Source organism: Rahnella selenatireducens, assembly GCF_046449555.1.
GTDB classification, from domain to species: Bacteria; Pseudomonadota; Gammaproteobacteria; order Enterobacterales; family Enterobacteriaceae; genus Rahnella; species Rahnella selenatireducens.
Genome location: NZ_JBKEZJ010000010.1, coordinates 31,772 through 51,005 on the forward strand (window position 1 = coordinate 31,772; position 19,234 = coordinate 51,005).

General features: G+C 53.2%; 20 protein-coding genes and 1 tRNA gene. 15 read left to right on the top strand and 6 right to left on the bottom strand.

Annotation, left to right across the window (positions count from 1 at the left end):
• The first annotated feature begins 29 nt into the window (after positions 1–29).
• Positions 30–1,535 carry a MocR-like pyridoxine biosynthesis transcription factor PdxR gene (gene pdxR / locus ACLBVC_RS16670; protein WP_410150661.1) on the top strand — a complete coding sequence of 502 codons (1,506 nt, stop codon included), beginning with the start codon at positions 30–32 and terminating at the stop codon, positions 1,533–1,535.
• Positions 1,536–1,652: 117 nt separating this feature from the next.
• On the opposite strand, the gene ACLBVC_RS16675 is transcribed toward pdxR, so the two are convergent.
• Complete coding sequence (locus ACLBVC_RS16675) at positions 1,653–1,949, bottom strand: DUF883 family protein (protein ID WP_152324869.1); 297 nt, start codon at positions 1,947–1,949, stop codon at positions 1,653–1,655.
• A 320-nt stretch (positions 1,950–2,269) separates the two neighbouring features.
• On the opposite strand from ACLBVC_RS16675, the gene ACLBVC_RS16680 reads away from it, so the two are divergent.
• A complete protein-coding gene (locus ACLBVC_RS16680; protein ID WP_410150563.1) occupies positions 2,270–3,466 on the top strand; it encodes an MFS transporter in 1,197 nt (398 codons plus the stop codon).
• Between the two features lie 126 nt (positions 3,467–3,592).
• Positions 3,593–3,928, top strand: coding sequence for a DUF2002 family protein (locus ACLBVC_RS16685; RefSeq protein WP_410150564.1), 336 nt, complete (start codon positions 3,593–3,595; stop codon positions 3,926–3,928).
• Positions 3,929–3,991: 63 nt separating this feature from the next.
• On the opposite strand, the gene ACLBVC_RS16690 is transcribed toward ACLBVC_RS16685, so the two are convergent.
• The 3 genes from ACLBVC_RS16690 to pfkB form a co-directional block, all read right to left on the bottom strand.
• On the bottom strand, positions 3,992–4,879 hold the full coding sequence (locus tag ACLBVC_RS16690; protein ID WP_410150565.1) for an AraC family transcriptional regulator: 888 nt from the start codon (positions 4,877–4,879) through the stop codon (positions 3,992–3,994).
• A gap of 125 nt (positions 4,880–5,004) precedes the next feature.
• Positions 5,005–5,445 carry a DUF1198 domain-containing protein gene (locus tag ACLBVC_RS16695; RefSeq protein WP_152324873.1) on the bottom strand — a complete coding sequence of 147 codons (441 nt, stop codon included), beginning with the start codon at positions 5,443–5,445 and terminating at the stop codon, positions 5,005–5,007.
• Positions 5,446–5,604: 159 nt separating this feature from the next.
• Entirely contained in the window at positions 5,605–6,549 is a 945-nt protein-coding gene (gene pfkB / locus ACLBVC_RS16700) for a 6-phosphofructokinase II (RefSeq protein ID WP_410150662.1), read from the bottom strand.
• A 185-nt stretch (positions 6,550–6,734) separates the two neighbouring features.
• Here pfkB and ACLBVC_RS16705 point away from each other — a divergent pair, with 185 nt between their 5' ends.
• Positions 6,735–7,265, top strand: coding sequence for a class IV adenylate cyclase (locus tag ACLBVC_RS16705; RefSeq protein ID WP_410150566.1), 531 nt, complete (start codon positions 6,735–6,737; stop codon positions 7,263–7,265).
• A 76-nt stretch (positions 7,266–7,341) separates the two neighbouring features.
• On the opposite strand, the gene ygfZ is transcribed toward ACLBVC_RS16705, so the two are convergent.
• Complete coding sequence (ygfZ, locus tag ACLBVC_RS16710) at positions 7,342–8,334, bottom strand: tRNA-modifying protein YgfZ (protein WP_410150567.1); 993 nt, start codon at positions 8,332–8,334, stop codon at positions 7,342–7,344.
• A gap of 278 nt (positions 8,335–8,612) precedes the next feature.
• On the opposite strand from ygfZ, the gene sdhE reads away from it, so the two are divergent.
• Entirely contained in the window at positions 8,613–8,879 is a 267-nt protein-coding gene (gene sdhE, locus ACLBVC_RS16715; RefSeq protein ID WP_152324902.1) for an FAD assembly factor SdhE, read from the top strand.
• The gene (locus ACLBVC_RS16720; protein WP_410150568.1) at positions 8,860–9,312 is read left to right on the top strand and encodes a protein YgfX; all 453 of its coding nucleotides are present in this window, start codon (positions 8,860–8,862) and stop codon (positions 9,310–9,312) included. The genes sdhE and ACLBVC_RS16720 overlap by 20 nt, the downstream gene beginning before the upstream one ends.
• Positions 9,313–9,339: 27 nt before the next feature.
• Here the strand turns inward: ACLBVC_RS16720 and fldB are convergent, their stop codons facing one another.
• The gene (gene fldB, locus ACLBVC_RS16725) at positions 9,340–9,858 is read right to left on the bottom strand and encodes a flavodoxin FldB (RefSeq protein WP_195815691.1); all 519 of its coding nucleotides are present in this window, start codon (positions 9,856–9,858) and stop codon (positions 9,340–9,342) included.
• Positions 9,859–9,968: 110 nt separating this feature from the next.
• On the opposite strand from fldB, the gene xerD reads away from it, so the two are divergent.
• The 9 genes from xerD (at position 9,969) to ACLBVC_RS16770 (ending at position 18,880) form a co-directional block, all read left to right on the top strand.
• Positions 9,969–10,928: a site-specific tyrosine recombinase XerD gene (xerD, locus tag ACLBVC_RS16730; protein ID WP_410150569.1), complete on the top strand. Its 960-nt coding sequence runs from the start codon at positions 9,969–9,971 to the stop codon at positions 10,926–10,928.
• A gap of 25 nt (positions 10,929–10,953) precedes the next feature.
• A complete protein-coding gene (gene dsbC, locus ACLBVC_RS16735; RefSeq protein WP_410150570.1) occupies positions 10,954–11,673 on the top strand; it encodes a bifunctional protein-disulfide isomerase/oxidoreductase DsbC in 720 nt (239 codons plus the stop codon).
• Positions 11,674–11,679: 6 nt separating this feature from the next.
• Positions 11,680–13,413, top strand: coding sequence for a single-stranded-DNA-specific exonuclease RecJ (gene recJ, locus ACLBVC_RS16740; RefSeq protein WP_410150571.1), 1,734 nt, complete (start codon positions 11,680–11,682; stop codon positions 13,411–13,413).
• Positions 13,414–13,543: 130 nt separating this feature from the next.
• Positions 13,544–14,642, top strand: a protein-coding gene (gene prfB, locus ACLBVC_RS16745; protein ID WP_195815695.1) for a peptide chain release factor 2 whose coding sequence is annotated in 2 segments (ribosomal slippage) — positions 13,544–13,618 and positions 13,620–14,642 — 1,098 coding nt in all. Because the reading frame shifts where the segments join, the coding sequence is not laid out codon by codon here.
• 9 nt (positions 14,643–14,651) lie between these two features.
• Complete coding sequence (lysS, locus tag ACLBVC_RS16750) at positions 14,652–16,181, top strand: lysine--tRNA ligase (RefSeq protein WP_410150572.1); 1,530 nt, start codon at positions 14,652–14,654, stop codon at positions 16,179–16,181.
• 149 nt (positions 16,182–16,330) lie between these two features.
• Positions 16,331–16,404 (top strand) — tRNA-Gly (locus tag ACLBVC_RS16755).
• Positions 16,405–16,933: 529 nt separating this feature from the next.
• Positions 16,934–18,436 (top strand): colicin E3/pyocin S6 family cytotoxin, encoded by a 1,503-nt coding sequence (locus ACLBVC_RS16760; RefSeq protein ID WP_410150573.1) that lies wholly within the window; start codon positions 16,934–16,936, stop codon positions 18,434–18,436.
• The gene (locus ACLBVC_RS16765) at positions 18,436–18,693 is read left to right on the top strand and encodes a DUF7683 domain-containing protein (RefSeq protein ID WP_104924547.1); all 258 of its coding nucleotides are present in this window, start codon (positions 18,436–18,438) and stop codon (positions 18,691–18,693) included. Before ACLBVC_RS16760 ends, ACLBVC_RS16765 begins: the two co-directional genes overlap by 1 nt.
• Positions 18,686–18,880, top strand: coding sequence for a CPCC family cysteine-rich protein (locus ACLBVC_RS16770; RefSeq protein WP_410150574.1), 195 nt, complete (start codon positions 18,686–18,688; stop codon positions 18,878–18,880). Before ACLBVC_RS16765 ends, ACLBVC_RS16770 begins: the two co-directional genes overlap by 8 nt.
• Positions 18,881–19,234: the final 354 nt, after the last annotated feature.

Sequence of the window (19,234 nt, forward strand, 5' to 3'; positions counted from 1 at the left end):
CCATAAAAACTCTCTTTAAGCAGGTCATGATGAGCCGCTTTAGCCTCGTTTTTTCCCTCGATCCGCAACACAAAGAACCGCTTTACCGCCAGATTTATCAGCGTGTGAAAAGGGCGATCATGGAAGGGCAACTGAAGCGCGGCAGCCGCGTGCCTTCCGTGCGAGCAATGGCCAGTGATCTGGGCGTGGCGCGTGCGACCGTTGAAAACGCCTACGGCCTGCTGACGGCGGAGGGGTTTCTGCAAAGCCGCGGGCAGGCGGGAACGGTGGTCAGCGCGCCGGAAAGTTTATCCGCGCCTGTGCCGTCGCCAGCGGCGAAATCTGCTCCGCGCAAACCGATTAACCCGATGTTGCCTTCCGTCTCGTCGTTACCTTTCCAGCTTGGGTTGCCTGCGCTCGATGCTTTTCCGCGGGCGATCTGGTCACGTATTGTGGCGCGTCAGAGCCGTCATACCAGCATGAACGATCTGGGTCATCCGCCGCTCACCGGTATTGACGCACTGCGGGCGTCGGTGGCGCGATACCTTCAGCTTTCCCGTGGCTTTACCTGTCGTCCCGAACAGATTTTTATCTGTGGCGGTTATGCGCCGGTGCTGGATCTGATTATAGGCAGCCTGCTGCAACCGGGCGACGGTGTCTGGCTGGAAGATCCCGGCTACCCGGTCACGCAGGCATTTTTCCGCGCCGCTGGCGCAGTGCCGGTTGCGGTGAATGTCGATGAAGAGGGCATGAACGTACCGCAGGCCGTAGCGCACAATCCGCACGCCCGTTTTGCCGTCGTGACGCCTGCCCATCAAAGCCCGCTTGGCGTGACAATGAGCCTCTCGCGGCGCATGGCTCTGCTGGACTGGGCTGAAAAACAACAGGCGTGGATTATCGAAGATGATTACGACAGCGAATTCCGCTATCACGGCCAGCCGTTACCGTCGCTGAAAAGCCTCGATACGCAGGGGCGCGTGATTTATGCCGGGACATTCAGCAAAGTTATGTTTCCGGCACTGCGTTGCGGTTATGTCGTGGTGCCAGAAAGTCTGGTGGAAAAAATCGAAGCCTATTGCCCGCTGCGGATCTGCGGCACACCGCCGCTGATTCAGGCGAGCATCACCGAGTTTATCGATCAGGGGCATTTTTACCGGCATCTGAAACGGATGCGGCAGCTTTACGCCGAACGGCGCGGTTATCTGGAACAAGCACTGACGGCGGCATTTCCAGCGGATGTTTTACAGGTTAGCCAACAGGCTGGTGGGATCCAGCTTTGCACCACGCTCAGCCGCGAGCTGGACGATGCGCTTATTGCCAAAAATGCGCGGGAACAGGGGCTGGCGGTGCAGGCGCTTTCCGACTGGCAGGTTCAGCGCCGCGAACGTGAAGATGCGCTGCGACCTAACGGTTTACTGATGGGCTTTCCCAATATCAGTTCTCAGGACATGGCAGAAAAGTGGGTAGTGCGGCTGGCGCAGATGGTTTCCGCTTCCGCCGACGCGGTATCATCATCCACAAAGCCAGCACCCACAAAACCAACATCTGCAAAATAGAAAACGGAGCCCGAGGGCTCCGTCATCTTTTTAGCAATCGCGCGGCAATGAGGGAGCCACGCGGGTGTTTCAGAGAATCCCGACACAGGAATGAAACACCGCAAATTGCCTCTTGCGTTATCGACGTCCCAGCAGGACACCGATAACAATACCGATAGCTGCACCGGCACCCACGCCATACCACGGGTTATCTTTCACGTAGTCGTTCGCAGACGCGGCGGCGTCACGGGCATGCTTCGTCAGCGTTTCACCGTTGAAACGTGAACGGGCATCGCGTAAAACGCCTTCAGCTTTGCTGCGGAGTTTATCCAGTTCGTCCTTGGATTTATTTCCCGCAGACTGAAGCACTTCATCCAGCGTGTCTGCCAGCAGGGTTACGTCCTGATCAATTGTCTGTTCTGATTTCTTAGCCATTCTGTCTCTCCTTGTTGTGAACTGTAGTTTTCGTTTTGCTAATGCCTTCGTTTAGCTTATTTATAAAAGCATAGACCAAAATGTTGTACCGGATGGTTCTTTGAGAACATCGGGCTATGATTCGGGGGGTTTTCAGGCCATGTGGCTGTCAGGAGAAATCAGGCGTGGCGCGGCTTTGCGTGACGCGGCTCAGATTTCTCTGCAAATGCTTTTGAGCGTTACAGCCAATAACATTTTTTGCGCCGTTTTACGTTTTATCCTCCCCGAAACCTGTTTATGCTATTGATTCCATTCGCAGCGTTTTCATCCCGGTTTTGCCCATGTCTTTAAGTACGTTTCGCTCTAACGCAATGCTCAATAAACGCATTCTGTCGTTCATGCTGTTTACTTTCGTTGTCTATCTGACCATCGGTTTGCCGCTCGCGGTGTTGCCCGGTTTTGTGCATAACACGCTGGGGTATAACTCCGTGCTGGCCGGACTGGTCATCAGTGTTCAGTATTTTTCGACCCTGATCAGTCGTCCGCATGCCGGGCGCTATGCCGATCTTCTGGGGCCGAAACGGGTGGTGATTTTCGGCCTGATTTGCTGCGCAATGAGCGGCGTTTTCTACGCTGCGGCGTTCTTCCTGACGGACTGGCCGCTGGCGAGCCTGCTTTTACTGTGTCTGGCGCGCGTTTTTCTCGGTGTAGGGGAGAGTTTTGGCAGCACCGGCACCACGCTGTGGGGCATTGGCGCGGTGGGCGCGAAGCACACCGCGCGGGTGATTTCATGGAACGGCGTGGCGACCTACGGCGCGATGGCCGTGGGCGCGCCGCTCGGCGTCATGCTCAATCATGCGTTTGGCCTGATGGGCGTGGCCGTGCTGATTGTAGTTGCCGCCGCCATTGCCGCCCTTTTGGCCTGCCTGAAAGCCGCGATTTCTGTCACCGCCGGCAAACGCATTGCCTTCAAAGCGGTGGTCGGGCGCATCTGGCTTTACGGTCTCGGGCTCGGTTTTGGCACCATCGGATTCGGCGTTATCGCCACCTTTATCACGCTCTATTATGCAGAAAAAGGCTGGAGCGGCGCGGCGTTTACCCTCACATTATTCAGCCTCGGTTTTGTCGGCGCGCGGCTGGTGTTTGGGAATATGATTAACCGCTTTGGCGGCTTGCGGGTTTCGCTGGTGTCTTTCGTCTTTGAAATCGCGGGCTTGCTGATGATCTGGCAGGGGCACGATCCGCTGTCTGTTCAGTTGGGTGCATTCCTCACCGGTTCGGGTTTTTCACTGGTTTTCCCGGCGCTGGGCGTCGAGGCGGTGAAACAGGTTCCGCCACAGAATCAGGGCACCGCTCTGGGGCTGTATTCCGCGTTTCTGGATCTTGGATTGGGGATTACCGGGCCGGTTGCCGGTTTGATTATTTCCCATCTCGGCACGCCTTCTATTTATCTGGCGGCAGCCTTTATGGTGGTGGTGGCGTGGCTGCTCACCCTCAAAATATGGATGCAAACCGGCACGCAAAAGCCCGCCGAATAGCCTTTTTCAGAGCAGGGTTTTGGGGTTTAGATAAATCCTAAATACGCTAAAACTCAGGATTTAGGCATTGTTTGGCAGGCTTATTGCGGTAAGGTCGCCTTGCGGTTAAAGAAGCGAGGAGCAACCATGTATTTACGGCCAGATGAAGTGGCGCGCGTTTTAGAAACATCCGGATTTGAACGCGATTATATTGATGATAAAGCCTACGGTTATCGCCGTGGCGAACACTATGTGTATGTAAACCGGGAAGCGCGGTTTGGCCGGACTGCCCTGGTAATACACCCGGCGATGAAAGAACGCAGTGAGCGTTTTGCCGAGCCGACGGCATCGTTTCGCAGCAGCGGCGTTTATAAAAATTTCCCGCTGGATGTCTCGAGCGATAGCGAAACGTATTACGGCATCTGCCACGGTTTCAGCTCGCGGCAGATCCTTGCAAGTTATCTGGATAACGTGTTCAGATAATCCGGGACAAACAGCGCTGCCGTTCAGTATCAGTCGGGGCAGCGCTTCCTGATGTTCCTTTCCTTATTTCAACGGCAGCAAAATATCGGTTTGCTGCGCATGTTCCGGCAATTCCTGGTCAAGATGCAGATAGCGAAAATACACCGGAAAATCCCGCAATTCCTCTGCGCTGTGCGGCAACCATTCACGGTAAAGGTAATAGACGCTGTCGCTGATGCGCTCATAAGCCCCCACGTGCCGGACCACAGCGCAACGCCCGCCCGGCAGGTTTTTCGCCACCACGCCTTGTGGATTTTCAGGCACACGTCCGTCCGATTCAGGGTCTAACTCCCCGCAAACGTCAAAGCGAAAATCTTCACCCGGCGTCACCAGCGGATCGTTGTAGGGAATACCGTATGTCCCGCGTACAGTGTAATCCGACAGCCCCGACGCTTTTCGCCATTCAATGAATTTCGCGACGGTATTGTTCACCGTCATCGGATCACCGCGATGCTCCAGCACCGCAATGCTCACTGGCGCAACCTCAATAATTTTCACATCCATATTTTCCAGCCTCTGCTGATTTTCCCTGCCGGGAAATTGAAAATGCACATGCCAGTCAACCCAGACGGGAGTTTTGCGAAACTCGCTGGGCGTCAGGCCAAAGGTGTTTCTGAAGGCACGGGAAAACGACTCCGGATTTTCAAATCCGGCATCAAATGCAATCTCAATGATCTTCTCCAGCGGGTTTTGCACCAGCCGGAAAGAGGCTCTTTTCAGCCGCATCAGCGTGATATAACGGCTGACGCTGACGCCGCAAAACTGGCTGAACTGGCGGTGAAAGTGAAACTGCGAAAAGCAGGCCACTTCACTTAACTGTTCAACCGTCATCGGGCTGTCCAGATGCGCCTCGATATAAGCAAACACCTGCTGAAAACGCCGCTGATAAAGATGAGTTTTCTCGTGATTCATTTCCGCTCCTTCAAGGCACTTACTTTGCACGGGTCGCCGCGGGCTTTCCTGACTGAGATTGCTTTTTCATCGTGAAGGCAAAAAAAATGGCCCCGCCAGGGCCATGGGTGAAACACTTCTTAACATCAGACCAGATGGATCTGATTGTAGGTTTCGTTGTAATCGCGACGAAACTGCGCCAGTTCAAAAGGCTCGATATCCAGTTCAGCAAAGTAGAACAGCGCCAGTTCGGCGTGCTCGCTGCTGAGCTGCGGCGGCAGGTGCGCGCGCACCAGAATGTTCCGCCAGCGGACAATATTTTCCGGCGAAGCATCTTTGATAAATGTCTGATAAATAAAAACAACGTAGGCCGCTTTGCGGATCTCTTCAGCATAGCCACCGCTGATGGAGCGGATAAACATCTGGCTCTGTCTTTTGCCCATTTCCAGCAGCATTGAATCAATGTAAACCGGCTTAATTTTCAACAGACTGGCGAGAGAAGCGTTCGCTTTACGGGTGTCTGCCGTCATAAACCAATAACCCACAATAAAAACCACAACAATTGCAGCAAGCATAATCCATATCATTCTGGACTCTGGCCTCCGGCCTTTTCTGGCGTGATGTGAAAGGTGCATGCAACACCCGATGCTGCGAGTTTATCTGCTAATGAAAGGAAATACGTGAAGGTGTGACAAAGAATTTACGCTCCGCGACGCCGGGAGACCTCGCGGAACGTATTCAGGGCATTAATGTGCCAGTGTTTGCTGGCATAAATACTGATAAATCTGCTGAGTATCTTTATCCGAACACAACCGCGTGCCGATGTTCAGCGTCGCTGCGCTGCCCGCAGCAACACCGAATCGCACGATGTCGTGCAGATCAGCACCGGCGGCGAGTTTGAGCGTCATCGCGCCCACCATGCTGTCACCCGCACCGACGGTACTCATTTTTTTCACCGGCGGCGGAACTACCTGGAATGCACCTTGCGCATCAACGGCCAGCGCACCCTGCGGCCCGAGTGAAACCACGACGCGCTCGGCTCCGCCTTCGCGGATAATTTTCTGCGCCGCGGCCAGCACGTCACCCGGATTTTCCAGAGGCCGCCCGACCAGGGCAGAAAGCTCATTCTGGTTTGGTTTCACCAGCGCCAGACCGCCCAGTTTCAGGCCCGCGGCCAGTGCATCACCGGAACTGTCGAGAATGCAGCGCAAACCGGCGTCCTGCGCTTTGCGGATAAGATCGGTGAGCGCGTTAATGTGCGTCCCGGGTGGCAAGCTACCGCTGATCACCAGAATTGAACCGTCAGGAATATTTTCAATTTTTGCACTCAGGCTGGCGAATTCAGATTCCGTCAACCGCGCACCGGGCATGACAAACCGGTATTGCTCACCGGTATTTTCGGTATGAACATGCAGGTTTTGCCGCGTCCAGTCCTGGGTTTGTACTGTTTCCGTGGCGATCCCTTCATCAAGAAGTAACTGCTTCAGATGCTCTCCTGTCGGGCCGCCAATCGGGAACAGCGCCGTCGCCTGCCCGCCGAGATAGACAATAGCGCGGGCAACGTTAATGCCGCCTCCGCCCGGCTCAAAGACCGGCGCGGTACAACGCAGTTTCCCTTCGGGATAAATCTTAGGTGTCAGTGTGGCACTGTCGAGTGAAGGTGCCAGAGTCAGCGTAAAAATTTTGGTCATCATCGTTCCCTCAGTTTTCCAAAAACTCCCCTGAGGTTAGCACCCTGAACTGATTTTGCAGCCTCTGAGTGCGTATTTAGTAAGCGAGATCAAACCTCCTTGCCGCGGAGCATTCTGTCACGGTAAGGTCAACGCATGTTCATCAAAAACACGTAAAAAAGAGTCAGCTTTTAAGGGAGTAAGCGATGGCCAGAAATATTGAGATTAAAGCGAAGGTTGATGATTTTTCCGCACTGTACGAAAAGATTGCGCTGATATCCGACGGGCTGCCGGACATTATCGGGCAGGATGACACCTTTTTTATCTGCCCGCACGGACGCCTGAAACTGCGCACGCTGGCGGCGGATCGTGGCGAACTGATTTTCTATCAGCGACCGGATCAGGCAGGGCCGAAAACCAGCTTCTATACGCTTTCTGAAACTCACGACCCTGACAGTCTGCGCGAAACGCTCACACTGGCCTACGGTGCGGCAGGCAGGGTTATCAAGCAGCGCACGCTTTTCATGCTCGGCCAAACCCGTCTGCATCTCGACCGCGTAAAAGGGTTGGGCGATTATCTGGAGTTTGAAGTAGTGCTCGAAGATAGCGAAACACCGGAGCAGGGCATTGCGATTGCCGAGGCGCTGCTTGAACGGCTGGGGATCGACCGGCAGGAACTGGTGGATCAGGCTTATGTCGATTTGCTTAATCAGAAAGGCAAACATCACCACGCGTAAGCCGGAAATCACGTTATGACTTGCCGCCTTCTTTTAAGCATTCGGCCATGAAGAAGGCGGCAAAGAGCGCACCGGATTACTTCGTCTCTTCCAGTGAATACGGCAGCGGATGGATACTTAAATGGCTGGTTGTATCATCGCGAACGCGCAGGCTGGCGTCGGCATCCAGATCGTTGTTAAGAACGGCCTGAACCCAGACGGTGCCATCACTGAGCTGAACCGCGGCCAGCACGGTGCCGGTTCGACGCCAGTTTTCACCAAGTTGCAGTTCAAGATCGTCAGCCGGAGCCGGTACTTTTGAGGCTTTACCGGATAACCAGTAAAGCGCGCGCTTGTTCGCGCCACGGTATTTTGCCCGTGCGACCATCTCCTGACCTGCGTAGCAACCTTTGGTGAAACTGATCCCGTCCAGCGCCTGAATATTGGTGGCCTGTGGGATAAACTGCGCGGTATTGGCGGTATCAATAACCGGGAAACCGGCTTCAATATCCAGCGCCAGCCACTGCTGGCTGTCGTTGCGCTGCGCCTGCTCACCCAGTTCTTCCACTACCTGACGGGCTTTTTCCGGGCTGGTGACAATAAGAAAACGTTCAGCGGGCAGGGAGAAATGCAGCAGAGTCGTTTCATCCTGCTGTACGACCGGCTGTTCTGCTGTTGGCAGCGTCGAGAATAACCCCGTCAGCGCAGCGCTGGCCTGAAAACCGGCCACACCGAGCAGCACCACGTCATCATCGGCGGTAAACGTAATTTTCGAAAACACGGCGTATTTCTTTATTTCGTTCAGCTGCGTGTCGCGCAGATTGCGACGCTCGATATAGGCCATGCCATCGCCACGTGTGAACAGACGCAGGTTGCTCCACATTTTCCCTTTGGCGTCGCAGTGGGCGCAAAGAATGTGATGATCGACTGGCAGAGCATCGATATCTGCCGTCACCTGACCTTGCAGGTATTTCACCGTATCGGCGCCGGTCATGGTCACCAAAGCCCAGTCTTCCAGTGAAATCAGGGTCAGCGGCAGATGCGAAGACGCTGAAGGTTTTTGCGGTGGAAAGGGGAATGCGTTAGCCATTTTCTTATCCCGGTCAATGAAATGTGACTGATGCCTCATGGTAAAAGAGCCCACAGCCTTTGAAAACAGTTATTGGTGCCTTTTACGGGATGCCTTCCAGAGAATGTAAAGCCAGTGACAGGTTTGCAGCAGGTTTTACGGCACATCACGTAGATTGACAAAACAGGGCACTGAAAAGTTACTTATGACGGCTGACGGCTGATAGAATCGCTTTCTATATAAAAGAATTCTCATTCTGTATCCCAAAAAAGAGTCTCATTATGGAAAGCAAAAACCAACTGGATATCAATAATCGTTCCCGTATTCACTGGGCCTGTCGTCGCGGTATGCGCGAACTCGATATCTCCATCATGCCGTTTTTTGAACATGAATATGATTCGCTGCCCGATGCCGACAAAGAACTGTTTGCCCGTCTGCTGACCTGTGACGACCCGGATTTGTTCAACTGGCTGATGAATCACGGCGAGCCGCAAGACACAGAATTGCAGCGCATGGTGGCCCTCATTCAGACTCGAAATAAAGCCCGTGGCCCTGTGGCGATGTGACCTCAGGGTGTCCTGGCGCAGTCAGCTCATTTCACTGGGGTCTTACGGTGGTGTGATGTTACTGATTTTGCTGGCACCCTGGCCTGCCGGCTACTGGCCGGTATGGATGACATTACTTTTGCTGGTGCTGTTTGAATGCATCCGCAGCCAGCGCCGTATTACGGCCCGCACCGGCGAAATTGTCCTGCTTGAGGATAACCGCCTGCTGTGGCGTGGCCATGAATGGCAAATTAAGCAGCCGGTCTGGATGATAAGCAGCGGGGTGCTGCTGACATTGCGTCGTGAAAAACGCAAAGGCGGGCTGGCGCAGGCGATGCGCAGCTCAAGACAGCGGCTATGGCTGGCGTCTGACAGTATGGGGCTGGATGAATGGCGGCATTTGCGCCAGATCTTGCTGAGCGGAGATCCCCGTAGCCCGGCTGAACCGGGCTGAGGTAATGACTGGTTCGTTCGCGAACAGCTACAGCAGGGCGTCCATTTCCAGCAGGATCTGCTCGCACCACTGTTGCAGGCGCTCGTCGGTGAGATCAAACTGGTTTACGTCGTCGAGCGCGAGTCCGACAAAATGTTTACCGTCGGCGCTGAGCGGTTTCGGGCTGGTGAATTCGAAACCTTCCGTCGGCCAGAATCCGATGAAGCGAACGCCCATCGGGAGCAACTGATGGTAAAGCATGCCGAGCGCGTCGAGAAACCACTCGCTGTATCCGAGCTGATCGCCCATGCCGTACATGGCGACAATTTTTCCGCGCAATTTTAGCGTAGGCAGCTCATTCCAGACGGCTTCCCAGTCTTCCTGAATTTCGCCGAAATCCCATGTCGGGATGCCGAGGATCAGGATGCTGTAATCTTCCATCTTATCGGGATCAACATCTTTAATGTTGTGCAAATCAACCAGCTCTTCGCCCAAAATATCGCGAATTTTCTCCGCGGCCATTTCGGTGTAACAGGTGCTGGAACCGTAGAAAAGTCCAATTTTCATGCTTGCTGCCATAACGTCATCAGAATACGAATGGCAGGCAGTGTAGCAGATTTGGGCGAATGAAAGGCATAATGGCGGGTGTAGTCTGCACGCAAGCAACAGGAGTCGGGATGCCAAAACAAGATAATGCAGGCCATCAGGAGATAACGCCTGAACAGGCTGCGCAAGCCGTCAATCAGGCCGATCAGAGCCTGACGGAACAGTTTCTCGATATGCTCTGGATTGAGCGCAATCTCGCAGAAAACACGCTCTCGTCTTATCGTCAGGACCTGAAATCATTGCTGGGCTGGCTGCATCACAACGAAACAGATTTGCTGCACGTCAGCGCCGAAGATTTACAATCTTTTCTGTCTGAGCGCATTGAAGGCGGCTATAAAGCGACAAGTTCTGCGCGTTTGCTCAGTGCGATGCGTCGCCTGTTTCAGTACATGAACCGCGAATCGGTGCGGCAGGATGACCCGACGGCGCTGTTGTCCTCGCCGAAACTTCCGCAGCGTTTGCCCAAAGATCTGAGTGAAGCGCAGGTTGATGCGCTGCTGGCCTCACCGGTGGTGGATGTCCCACTTGAGCTGCGTGATAAAGCCATGCTCGAATTGCTCTACGCCACCGGTTTGCGTGTCTCCGAACTGGTCGGGCTAACGCTCAGCGATATCAGCCTGCGGCAGGGCGTGGTGCGGGTTATCGGTAAAGGCAATAAAGAACGGCTGGTGCCGATGGGCGAAGAAGCGGTGTACTGGCTGGAGAATTATTTCGAGCACGGAAGACCGTGGCTGCTGAACGGTCAGTCTCTGGATATTGTCTTCCCCAGCAACCGGGCGCAGAAAATGACGCGGCAGACATTCTGGCATCGCATCAAACACTATGCGATCCTTGCCGGTATTGATGCGGAGCGGTTATCCCCCCACGTGTTGCGCCACGCATTTGCAACCCACTTGTTAAACCACGGTGCAGATCTCCGCGTTGTGCAAATGTTGTTAGGCCACAGTGACTTATCAACAACTCAAATTTATACCCATGTAGCGACTGAACGACTCAAACTGCTACATCAACAACATCATCCTCGCGCGTGACGTGCCAGGGAAAAAGGACGAAATGATGAAAAAAGGTTTAATGCTGCTGACCCTTCTGGCTGCGTGTATAAGCTCCGCGGCGCAGGCTGACGATGCTGCAATCAAAGCCACGCTGAACAAGCTGGGAATGAACAATGCCGAAATTCAGACGACACCGGTCACCGGCCTGAGCGCGGTTTCCACCGACAGCGGCGTCATTTACATCACTAATGATGGTAAACACGTTTTGCAGGGCCCGATGTACGACGTCAGCGGCAGCCAGCCGGTCAACGTGACCAATAAAGCGCTGGTGAAAAAGCTCGATGCGCTGCAAAGCGAGATGATTATCTACAAGGCCAAAAACGAGAAGCACGTGATCACCGTCTTTACGGACATCACCTGCGGCTATTGTCACAAATTGCATCAGCAAATGCAGGACTATAACGACCTCGGCATTACCGTGCGTTATCTGGCGTTCCCGCGTCAGGGGCTGAATTCCAAAACTGAAAAAGATATGCAATCCATCTGGTGTACCGGCAACCGCAAAACCAGTTTTGATGCGGCGATGCGTGGCGATGACATCACGGAAGCGACCTGCAAAAGCAGCGATATCGCGAAACATTTCGAGCTGGGCGTGCAGTTTGGCGTGACAGGCACTCCGGCCATTGTGCTGGAAGACGGTACTTTGATCCCGGGTTATCAGCCGCCAAAAGAAATGGCCGCGATGCTTGACCAGCGTGATCCTTCACATAAAACCGGTGGTTGATTTTTCGTGACCTTGCAGACTCAACTTCGCCGCCGTGAGGTGGCGACTGGCGTGGATCTTCCCGCTGAACTTTCCCCGTTATTGCGCCGGTTATATCTGGCCCGTGGCGTTAAACAGAGCAAAGAGCTGGAGCGCAGTGCGGCAGGTTTGCTGCCGTATCAGCAACTTGATGGCATCGATACTGCGGTGAAATTGCTGCAAAAAGCCCTGAGCGAGCGGATGCGCATTATTATCGTCGGTGATTTTGATGCCGATGGCGCAACCAGCACGGCGCTCACGCTGCTTTCTTTACGCAGTATGGGCTGCGGTAATCTGGATTATCTGGTGCCGAACCGTTTTGAAGACGGCTACGGCCTCAGCCCGGAAGTGGTGGAACAGGCTGCATCGCGCGGTGCGGAGCTGATCCTGACCGTCGATAACGGGATTTCATCGCACGCCGGTGTTGAGCTTGCTCACGCCAAAGGCATTCAGGTGCTGGTTACCGACCATCACCTGCCGGGCGAAACGTTGCCGGATGCTGAAGCGATCATTAACCCCAATCTGCACGGTTGTGAGTTCCCGTCGAAATCTCTGGCGGGCGTTGGCGTCGCGTTTTATCTAATGCTGGCGCTGCGCAGCGCGTTGCGCGAAAGCGGCTGGTTTGAGCAAAACAATCTGACGGTGCCGAATCTGGCGGAGCATCTGGATCTGGTGGCGCTGGGCACGGTGGCGGACGTTGTGCCGCTCGATGCCAATAACCGCATCATGGTTTATCAGGGGCTGAACCGCATTCGCGCGGGGAAATGCCGTGCGGGTATTCGTGCGCTGCTGGAAGTCGCCGGTCGTGAAGCCCGTACGCTTTGTGCCAGTGATCTGGGTTTCGCGCTCGGGCCACGGCTGAATGCTGCCGGTCGCCTCGATGATATGTCCGTCGGCGTGGCGTTATTGCTCAGCGAAGATATCGGTCAGGCACGTGCGCTGGCCAGCGATCTGGATGCACTGAACCAGACTCGTCGCGAGATAGAGCAGGGAATGCAGGTCGAAGCGCTGGCGCTGTGCGACAAACTTGAGCGCAGCACCGACGCATTACCGTACGGGCTGGCGATGTACCATCCTGAATGGCATCAGGGCGTTGTGGGTATTCTGGCTTCTCGCCTGAAAGAACGCTTTAACCGGCCGGTGATCGCGTTCGCGCCAGCGGGCGATGGCATTCTCAAAGGTTCTGGCCGCTCGATTGCCGGTTTGCACATGCGCGATGCGCTTGAACGTATTGATACGCTGAACCCTGGCCTGATGATGAAGTTTGGCGGCCACGCGATGGCGGCAGGTTTGTCTCTCGAAGAAGGCAAGTTCGACGAATTTCGCGATCGTTTCGCTGAGCTGGTCGGTGAATGGTTAGATCCGTCACACCTCGAAGGTGTGGTCTGGTCGGACGGCGAACTTTCCGGGCATGAGCTGACGATTGATACCGCAGAAATGCTGCGCAATGGCGGTCCGTGGGGACAGGCATTCCCGGAACCGACGTTTGACGGCACTTTCCGTATCCTTCAGCAAAAGCTTCTGAAAGAGCGCCACCTGAAACTGATGATTGAACCGCTGGGTGGTGGTCCGCTGCTCGACGGCATCGCGTTTAATATCGATCCGACCTTCTGGCCGGACAGCAGCATTCGCGAAGTGCAGTTGGCATACCGTCTCGATATCAATGAATTTCGGGGAAATCGCAGCGTTCAGCTGATCATCGAACATTTGTGGCCGAAATAAGCGGTTTTCATCCCGAATAAACCCTGCAAAAAAACGGCTCGTTGCTGTAAAAAGACCGCTAATTCCGTTAGAATCTGCGGTTCGAATGGCATTGGGCCAACTCCGAATCTAACGTAAGACGCGAAAAATCATGTTTGAAATTAATCCGGTTAAAAACCGCATTCAGGACCTGTCCGAGCGGACAGTCGTTCTTCGGGGGTATCTTTGACTATGATGCCAAGAAAGAACGTCTCGAAGAAGTAAACGCCGAGTTGGAACAGCCGGACGTCTGGAACGAACCTGAACGCGCACAGGCGCTGGGTAAAGAACGTTCCTCTCTGGAAGCTATCGTTGAAACCATCGATGAGTTGTTGCAGGGTGCCGAAGATGTGACCGGCCTGCTGGAACTGGCGGTTGAAGCCGACGATGAAGACACCTTCAACGAAACCATCGCTGAACTCGATGTGCTGACCGGCAAACTGGAACAGCTTGAATTCCGTCGCATGTTCTCCGGCGAATACGACAGCGCCAGTTGCTATCTCGACATTCAGGCGGGTTCCGGCGGTACGGAAGCGCAGGACTGGGCAAGCATGCTGCTGCGTATGTATTTACGCTGGGCTGAAGCCAAGGGCTTCAAAACGGAAGTGATTGAAGAGTCTGACGGCGAAGTCGCAGGCCTGAAATCCGCGACCATCAAAATTATCGGCGACTATGCGTTTGGCTGGCTGCGTACTGAAACTGGCGTTCACCGCCTGGTGCGTAAGAGCCCGTTTGACTCCGGTGGCCGTCGTCATACGTCTTTCAGTTCCGCGTTTGTGTATCCGGAAGTGGACGATGACATCGCAATCGAAATTAACCCGGCAGACCTGCGTATCGACGTATACCGCGCGTCCGGCGCGGGTGGTCAGCACGTCAACAAAACGGAATCTGCGGTACGTATTACCCACCTTCCGACCAACATTGTGACTCAGTGTCAGAACGACCGCTCCCAGCATAAAAACAAAGATCAGGCCATGAAGCAAATGAAGGCGAAGCTTTATGAGTATGAGATGCAAAAGAAAAATGCGGATAAACAGCAGCTGGAAGACAACAAGTCTGACATCGGCTGGGGCAGCCAGATTCGTTCTTACGTGTTGGATGATTCCCGAATAAAAGATTTGCGTACGGGCGTCGAAACACGAAATACGCAGGCCGTGTTGGATGGCGACCTGGATAAATTCATCGAAGCCAGTTTGAAAGCCGGGTTATAAGGAACCAACATGTCTGAACAACAACAAGCCGCTCAAGGCGCAGAAAACGTACCAGATCTTAATAACGAGCTGAAAGCACGTCGTGAGAAGCTGGCTTTACTGCGCGAATCCGGTATCGCTTTCCCTAACGATTTCCGTCGTGACAGCATCTCTGATGAACTGCATGCGAAATACGGCGAGAAGACCAACGAAGAACTGGAAGCCTTAAACGTCGAAGTCACCGTGGGTGGCCGTATGATGACCCGCCGTATCATGGGCAAGGCGTCTTTTGTGACCCTGCAAGATGTTGGCGGCCGTATCCAGCTTTACGTTGCGCGTGATGACCTGGCAGAAGGCATCTACAACGAGCAATTCAAAAAATGGGATCTGGGCGATATTCTGGGCGCGACCGGTAAACTGTTCAAAACTAAGACCGGTGAGCTGTCGATCCACTGTTCTGAACTGCGTTTGCTGACCAAAGCGCTGCGCCCGTTGCCGGATAAATTCCACGGTTTGCAGGATCAGGAAGCGCGTTATCGTCAGCGTTATTTAGATCTGATCGCCAACGACGATTCCCGTAAAACCTTCAAGATCCGTTCTCAGATCATGTCTGGTATCCGCAGCTTCATGGTGGAAAACGGCTTCATGGAAGTCGAAACCCCGATGATGCAGGTGATCCCGGGCGGTGCAGCGGCGCGTCCGTTCATCACTCACCACAATGCACTCGATATCGATATGTACCTGCGTATCGCGCCGGAACTGTATTTGAAACGTCTGGTTGTCGGTGGTTTTGATCGCGTATTCGAAATCAACCGTAACTTCCGTAACGAAGGCGTTTCTCCGCGTCACAACCCAGAGTTCACCATGATGGAACTCTACATGGCGTACGCGGATTACAAAGACCTGATCGTTCTGACTGAAACCCTGTTCCGCACCCTGACTGAATCCGTTCTGGGTAGCAGCGTTGTGCAGTACGGCGACCAGACTTTCGATTTCGGCAAACCTTTCGCCAAGCTGACCATGCGTGAAGCAATCTGCAAATACCGTCCTGAAACCAACGTGGCCGATCTCGACGACCTGGCGAAAGCGACTACGATTGCAGAATCTATCGGTATCAAAATCGAGAAGAGCTGGGGTCTGGGACGTATCGTGACTGAGATCTTCGAAGAAACCGCCGAAGCTCAGCTGATTCAGCCAACCTTCATTACTGAATACCCGGCAGAAGTTTCTCCGCTGGCGCGCCGTAATGATGAAAATCCTGAAATCACTGACCGTTTCGAATTCTTCATCGGTGGTCGTGAAATCGGTAACGGCTTCTCCGAGCTGAATGATGCAGAAGATCAGGCGCAGCGTTTTGCTGATCAGGTTTCTGCGAAAGACGCAGGCGATGATGAAGCGATGTTCTATGACGAAGACTACGTGACAGCGCTGGAACACGGCCTGCCACCGACAGCGGGTCTGGGCATCGGTATCGACCGTATGGTGATGTTGTTCACAAACAGCCACACTATCCGTGACGTGATCCTGTTCCCGGCAATGCGTCCACAAACGCAAAAATAAGCTTCGCCGGAAACAACAAAGGGCGCTCCGGCGCCCTTTTTCGTGTATGAGATCACGCCAGATGCTAACTGCTTAAAACTCCAGCGCTTATCCGCAATCACGCCTTGCTCCGTTGTCGTAACCGGTTATAATGCCAGTCGCACACCAAAGCGGGTGTAGTTCAATGGTAGAACGGCAGCTTCCCAAGCTGCATACGAGGGTTCGATTCCCTTCACCCGCTCCAAAATGTCCTCCAGTAGTATCTCAGAAAGTCCTCCAAACCCAGTAAATACGCGCTTTAAGCCACTTTATCGCTCTAGCCTTGTCCTCTGCTATCTATTGAAATCTTCCCTTGTCTGGGGGTATATATGGGGGTATCAGGTTGTTCACCCTGTAAAAATACCCCCAGCAGAGCGATGCTTTCCCCACGAGATACCCCCAAATGAAACTCAACGCCAGACAGGTAGAGACTTCCAAGCCGAAACAGAGCGGTTGCGCCTCGGCCCTAATGGCGGTGACGTGATCGTTGTTCATCATGCGCTGGCGGTGCCTGGTGCCCTCAACGATTCAAGCGAAGTTTAAGCGCTTAACCGTTCACGCCTTCTGTTACTTACCCTCGGCTATCGCCATTTTTAGCCCTGAACTGAATTCAGTGCTTGAAGATGAAAAATCCCAAAATACTAAATGCGTGGCTCTTATTGGCTAAAAAAATTTGGCTTAAGAATTCATGACTATAAGATAGCCGCTCTTATCCATTGGTTTCATGAGGGATTATGGCTAGAGCATTAGTTTGTCTGGGAGATAAAACCACGTATGGGGCGGTTTTGTCTGCGTCGTCGTCATGTTACGAAGGTAACCGGGCGCTGGCACTCACGGGGGATATGGCCTCATGCAGCAAGTGTGGCGGGGTTTATCAGATAATAGGAACCGTCTTCGATATGTCGGAGGATGGTAAGGCGTTTGTGGCGACCGGTGACCGCGTTCTCTGCGGATGCCCGAACAATGTCGTTTTTGGCTCCACGACCCAATATGTTTCCCCTGCGGGTGAGGCTTTTAGCCAGAACGCGCCAACCGGGACCGCAGCACTAAAAACCGCCGCGCCGGTTTCCCCTCCTGCGCCTCCGGCTGCCCCTGTACCGGTATTTGCAAAATCTGGCGAGCGTGGCGCGGGTAACACCGACGCGGGCACGACAGATGAATCTCACTATAATTTCGGTCATCTGTCTTTTGGTACTCCTGCCCAGCTCGAGACGGCGAAACCAGAACCAGTGCAACACGCACAGGCGGCGAAACGTAAACCAGCCAGCGGTAGCCAGAAACCGGATACCGGCTTACCCTGGTACAAACGGATGTTTGGCGCTAAACCTGACGCACCGGCGCAGGCTGGTATGCCGCTGGTAATTCCGGTGGCAACTGGCGGCGGGGCAGAACTGGCAGCGGCCGGAATGAACGCCTTGCGCGGGCTGAGTCACTTTATCGGCTCTGGCGCCGTGTTTGTTAACCCTGTCACGGTTGGCGTGGTCGGAACGTTCTATTCCAGCAAACTGAATGCCGGAGAAGACGACATACTGGCGGATAGCCAACTGGCAGCGCTGGCGGGTAAATCGGCACCGACACGTATCCGGTTTCAGTGGGTGAATGATAACTACGGGCGCTTAAAGCCGGTGGCGTATCACACTGGCGCTCATAGCGGTCTGGATCAGGTGCGTGTACGCTCGATGGAGCGAAACCGTTTTACCGGAAACTATGAGTTCTGGGCAGATGGCGCCGATAAGCCAACGATAGTCTGGACGCCGGACGAAGTGGAGTTTAAAGCGCCAGCCAATACCGGCAACCGGGACGAACCGTATTTACCCTCGACTATTACAGTATTGCCGCTACCAAGCGCTGGGGAAGTAGGCAGCACGTCAACCTCACTGCCGATCCCGGATGAAAAATCGTTTGATGATTACATCCTGGTGAACCTGCCTCACGGTATGCCGCCGATTTATATTTATCTGAGTAATGACCATAAATATTATACTCCACCAAAAGGGACTCCTCCTTTAGCTGCATTCCCAGACGCCAAAAAAGCGGTAAGTAAGACACCTATAAAGGGTGGGGGGAAGCTTCGTTATCGTTGGAAAGACTCAAAAAGCAGAATTTATGAATGGGATTCTCAACATGGAACCGTTGAAGTTTATGATAAAAGTGGGCGTAATCATTTAGGTGAATTTGATCCCGTAACTGGCAAGCAAACTAAACCTGCGGATCCCACAAGAAAGGTAGAAAAATAATGATTATTTACACTATTGATCTGTTTGATAAAAAAACAGAAGACTTAGCTTTAGAGGTTAATATTCCAGAGCATAATTTAGAGCCTATTGCAAAAATAATGAAATGGAACGAGGAGGATAAAATGGATTTTATCAATGGCATTGCTGTTTTTAGCGTAAATAAGGAGCAGGCCGAATCCTTAAGTAAGCTATTTGACACAATCTTTGATACTGATAATTACATCGTCCAGATGTCCGCAGGGGAAAACAATGAGTGATGAATCCCTGTGCCCGTGCTGTGGTGAAAAAGTATTTGAAACTTTAGGTGAGCATGACATCTGCCCGAACTGTAATTGGGAGGATGATCCCTTTCAGTCAAGAAATCCAAATCGAGGCGGAGGAGCTAACAAAATGAGTCTTAGCGAAGCCCGAGAGGCTTTTAAACAAGGCAGGAAAGTAAAGTAGGCATAAGCCAACGTCACCAAGCCCCTGACCGAATGGTAGGGGCTTTTCATTTTCCCTGTCTGAAAGAAGAGAGTTCAGGGCGCATAAGTTAGTACAAAAAACATACGGAAAAAATTCAAGCAGAAATGTTTGTGTATAGAAATGTGTATAGAATTGTCTTTTAAAACTCTTGGTTTCCCATTTTATCTGGGTTTGTTTGTGTTAGTTCTACTCCCTTTACCGCTCCAAAAGATTCTTCCTCTAAATCTAGTCATTACCAAAAAATTCACTACCCAATCACTTTTCTTCGTATTTTGTGTACGTTGCTTTTGCCTGTCAAAAATTTGATTGAATAATAGAAAAGTAAAGTAAAAC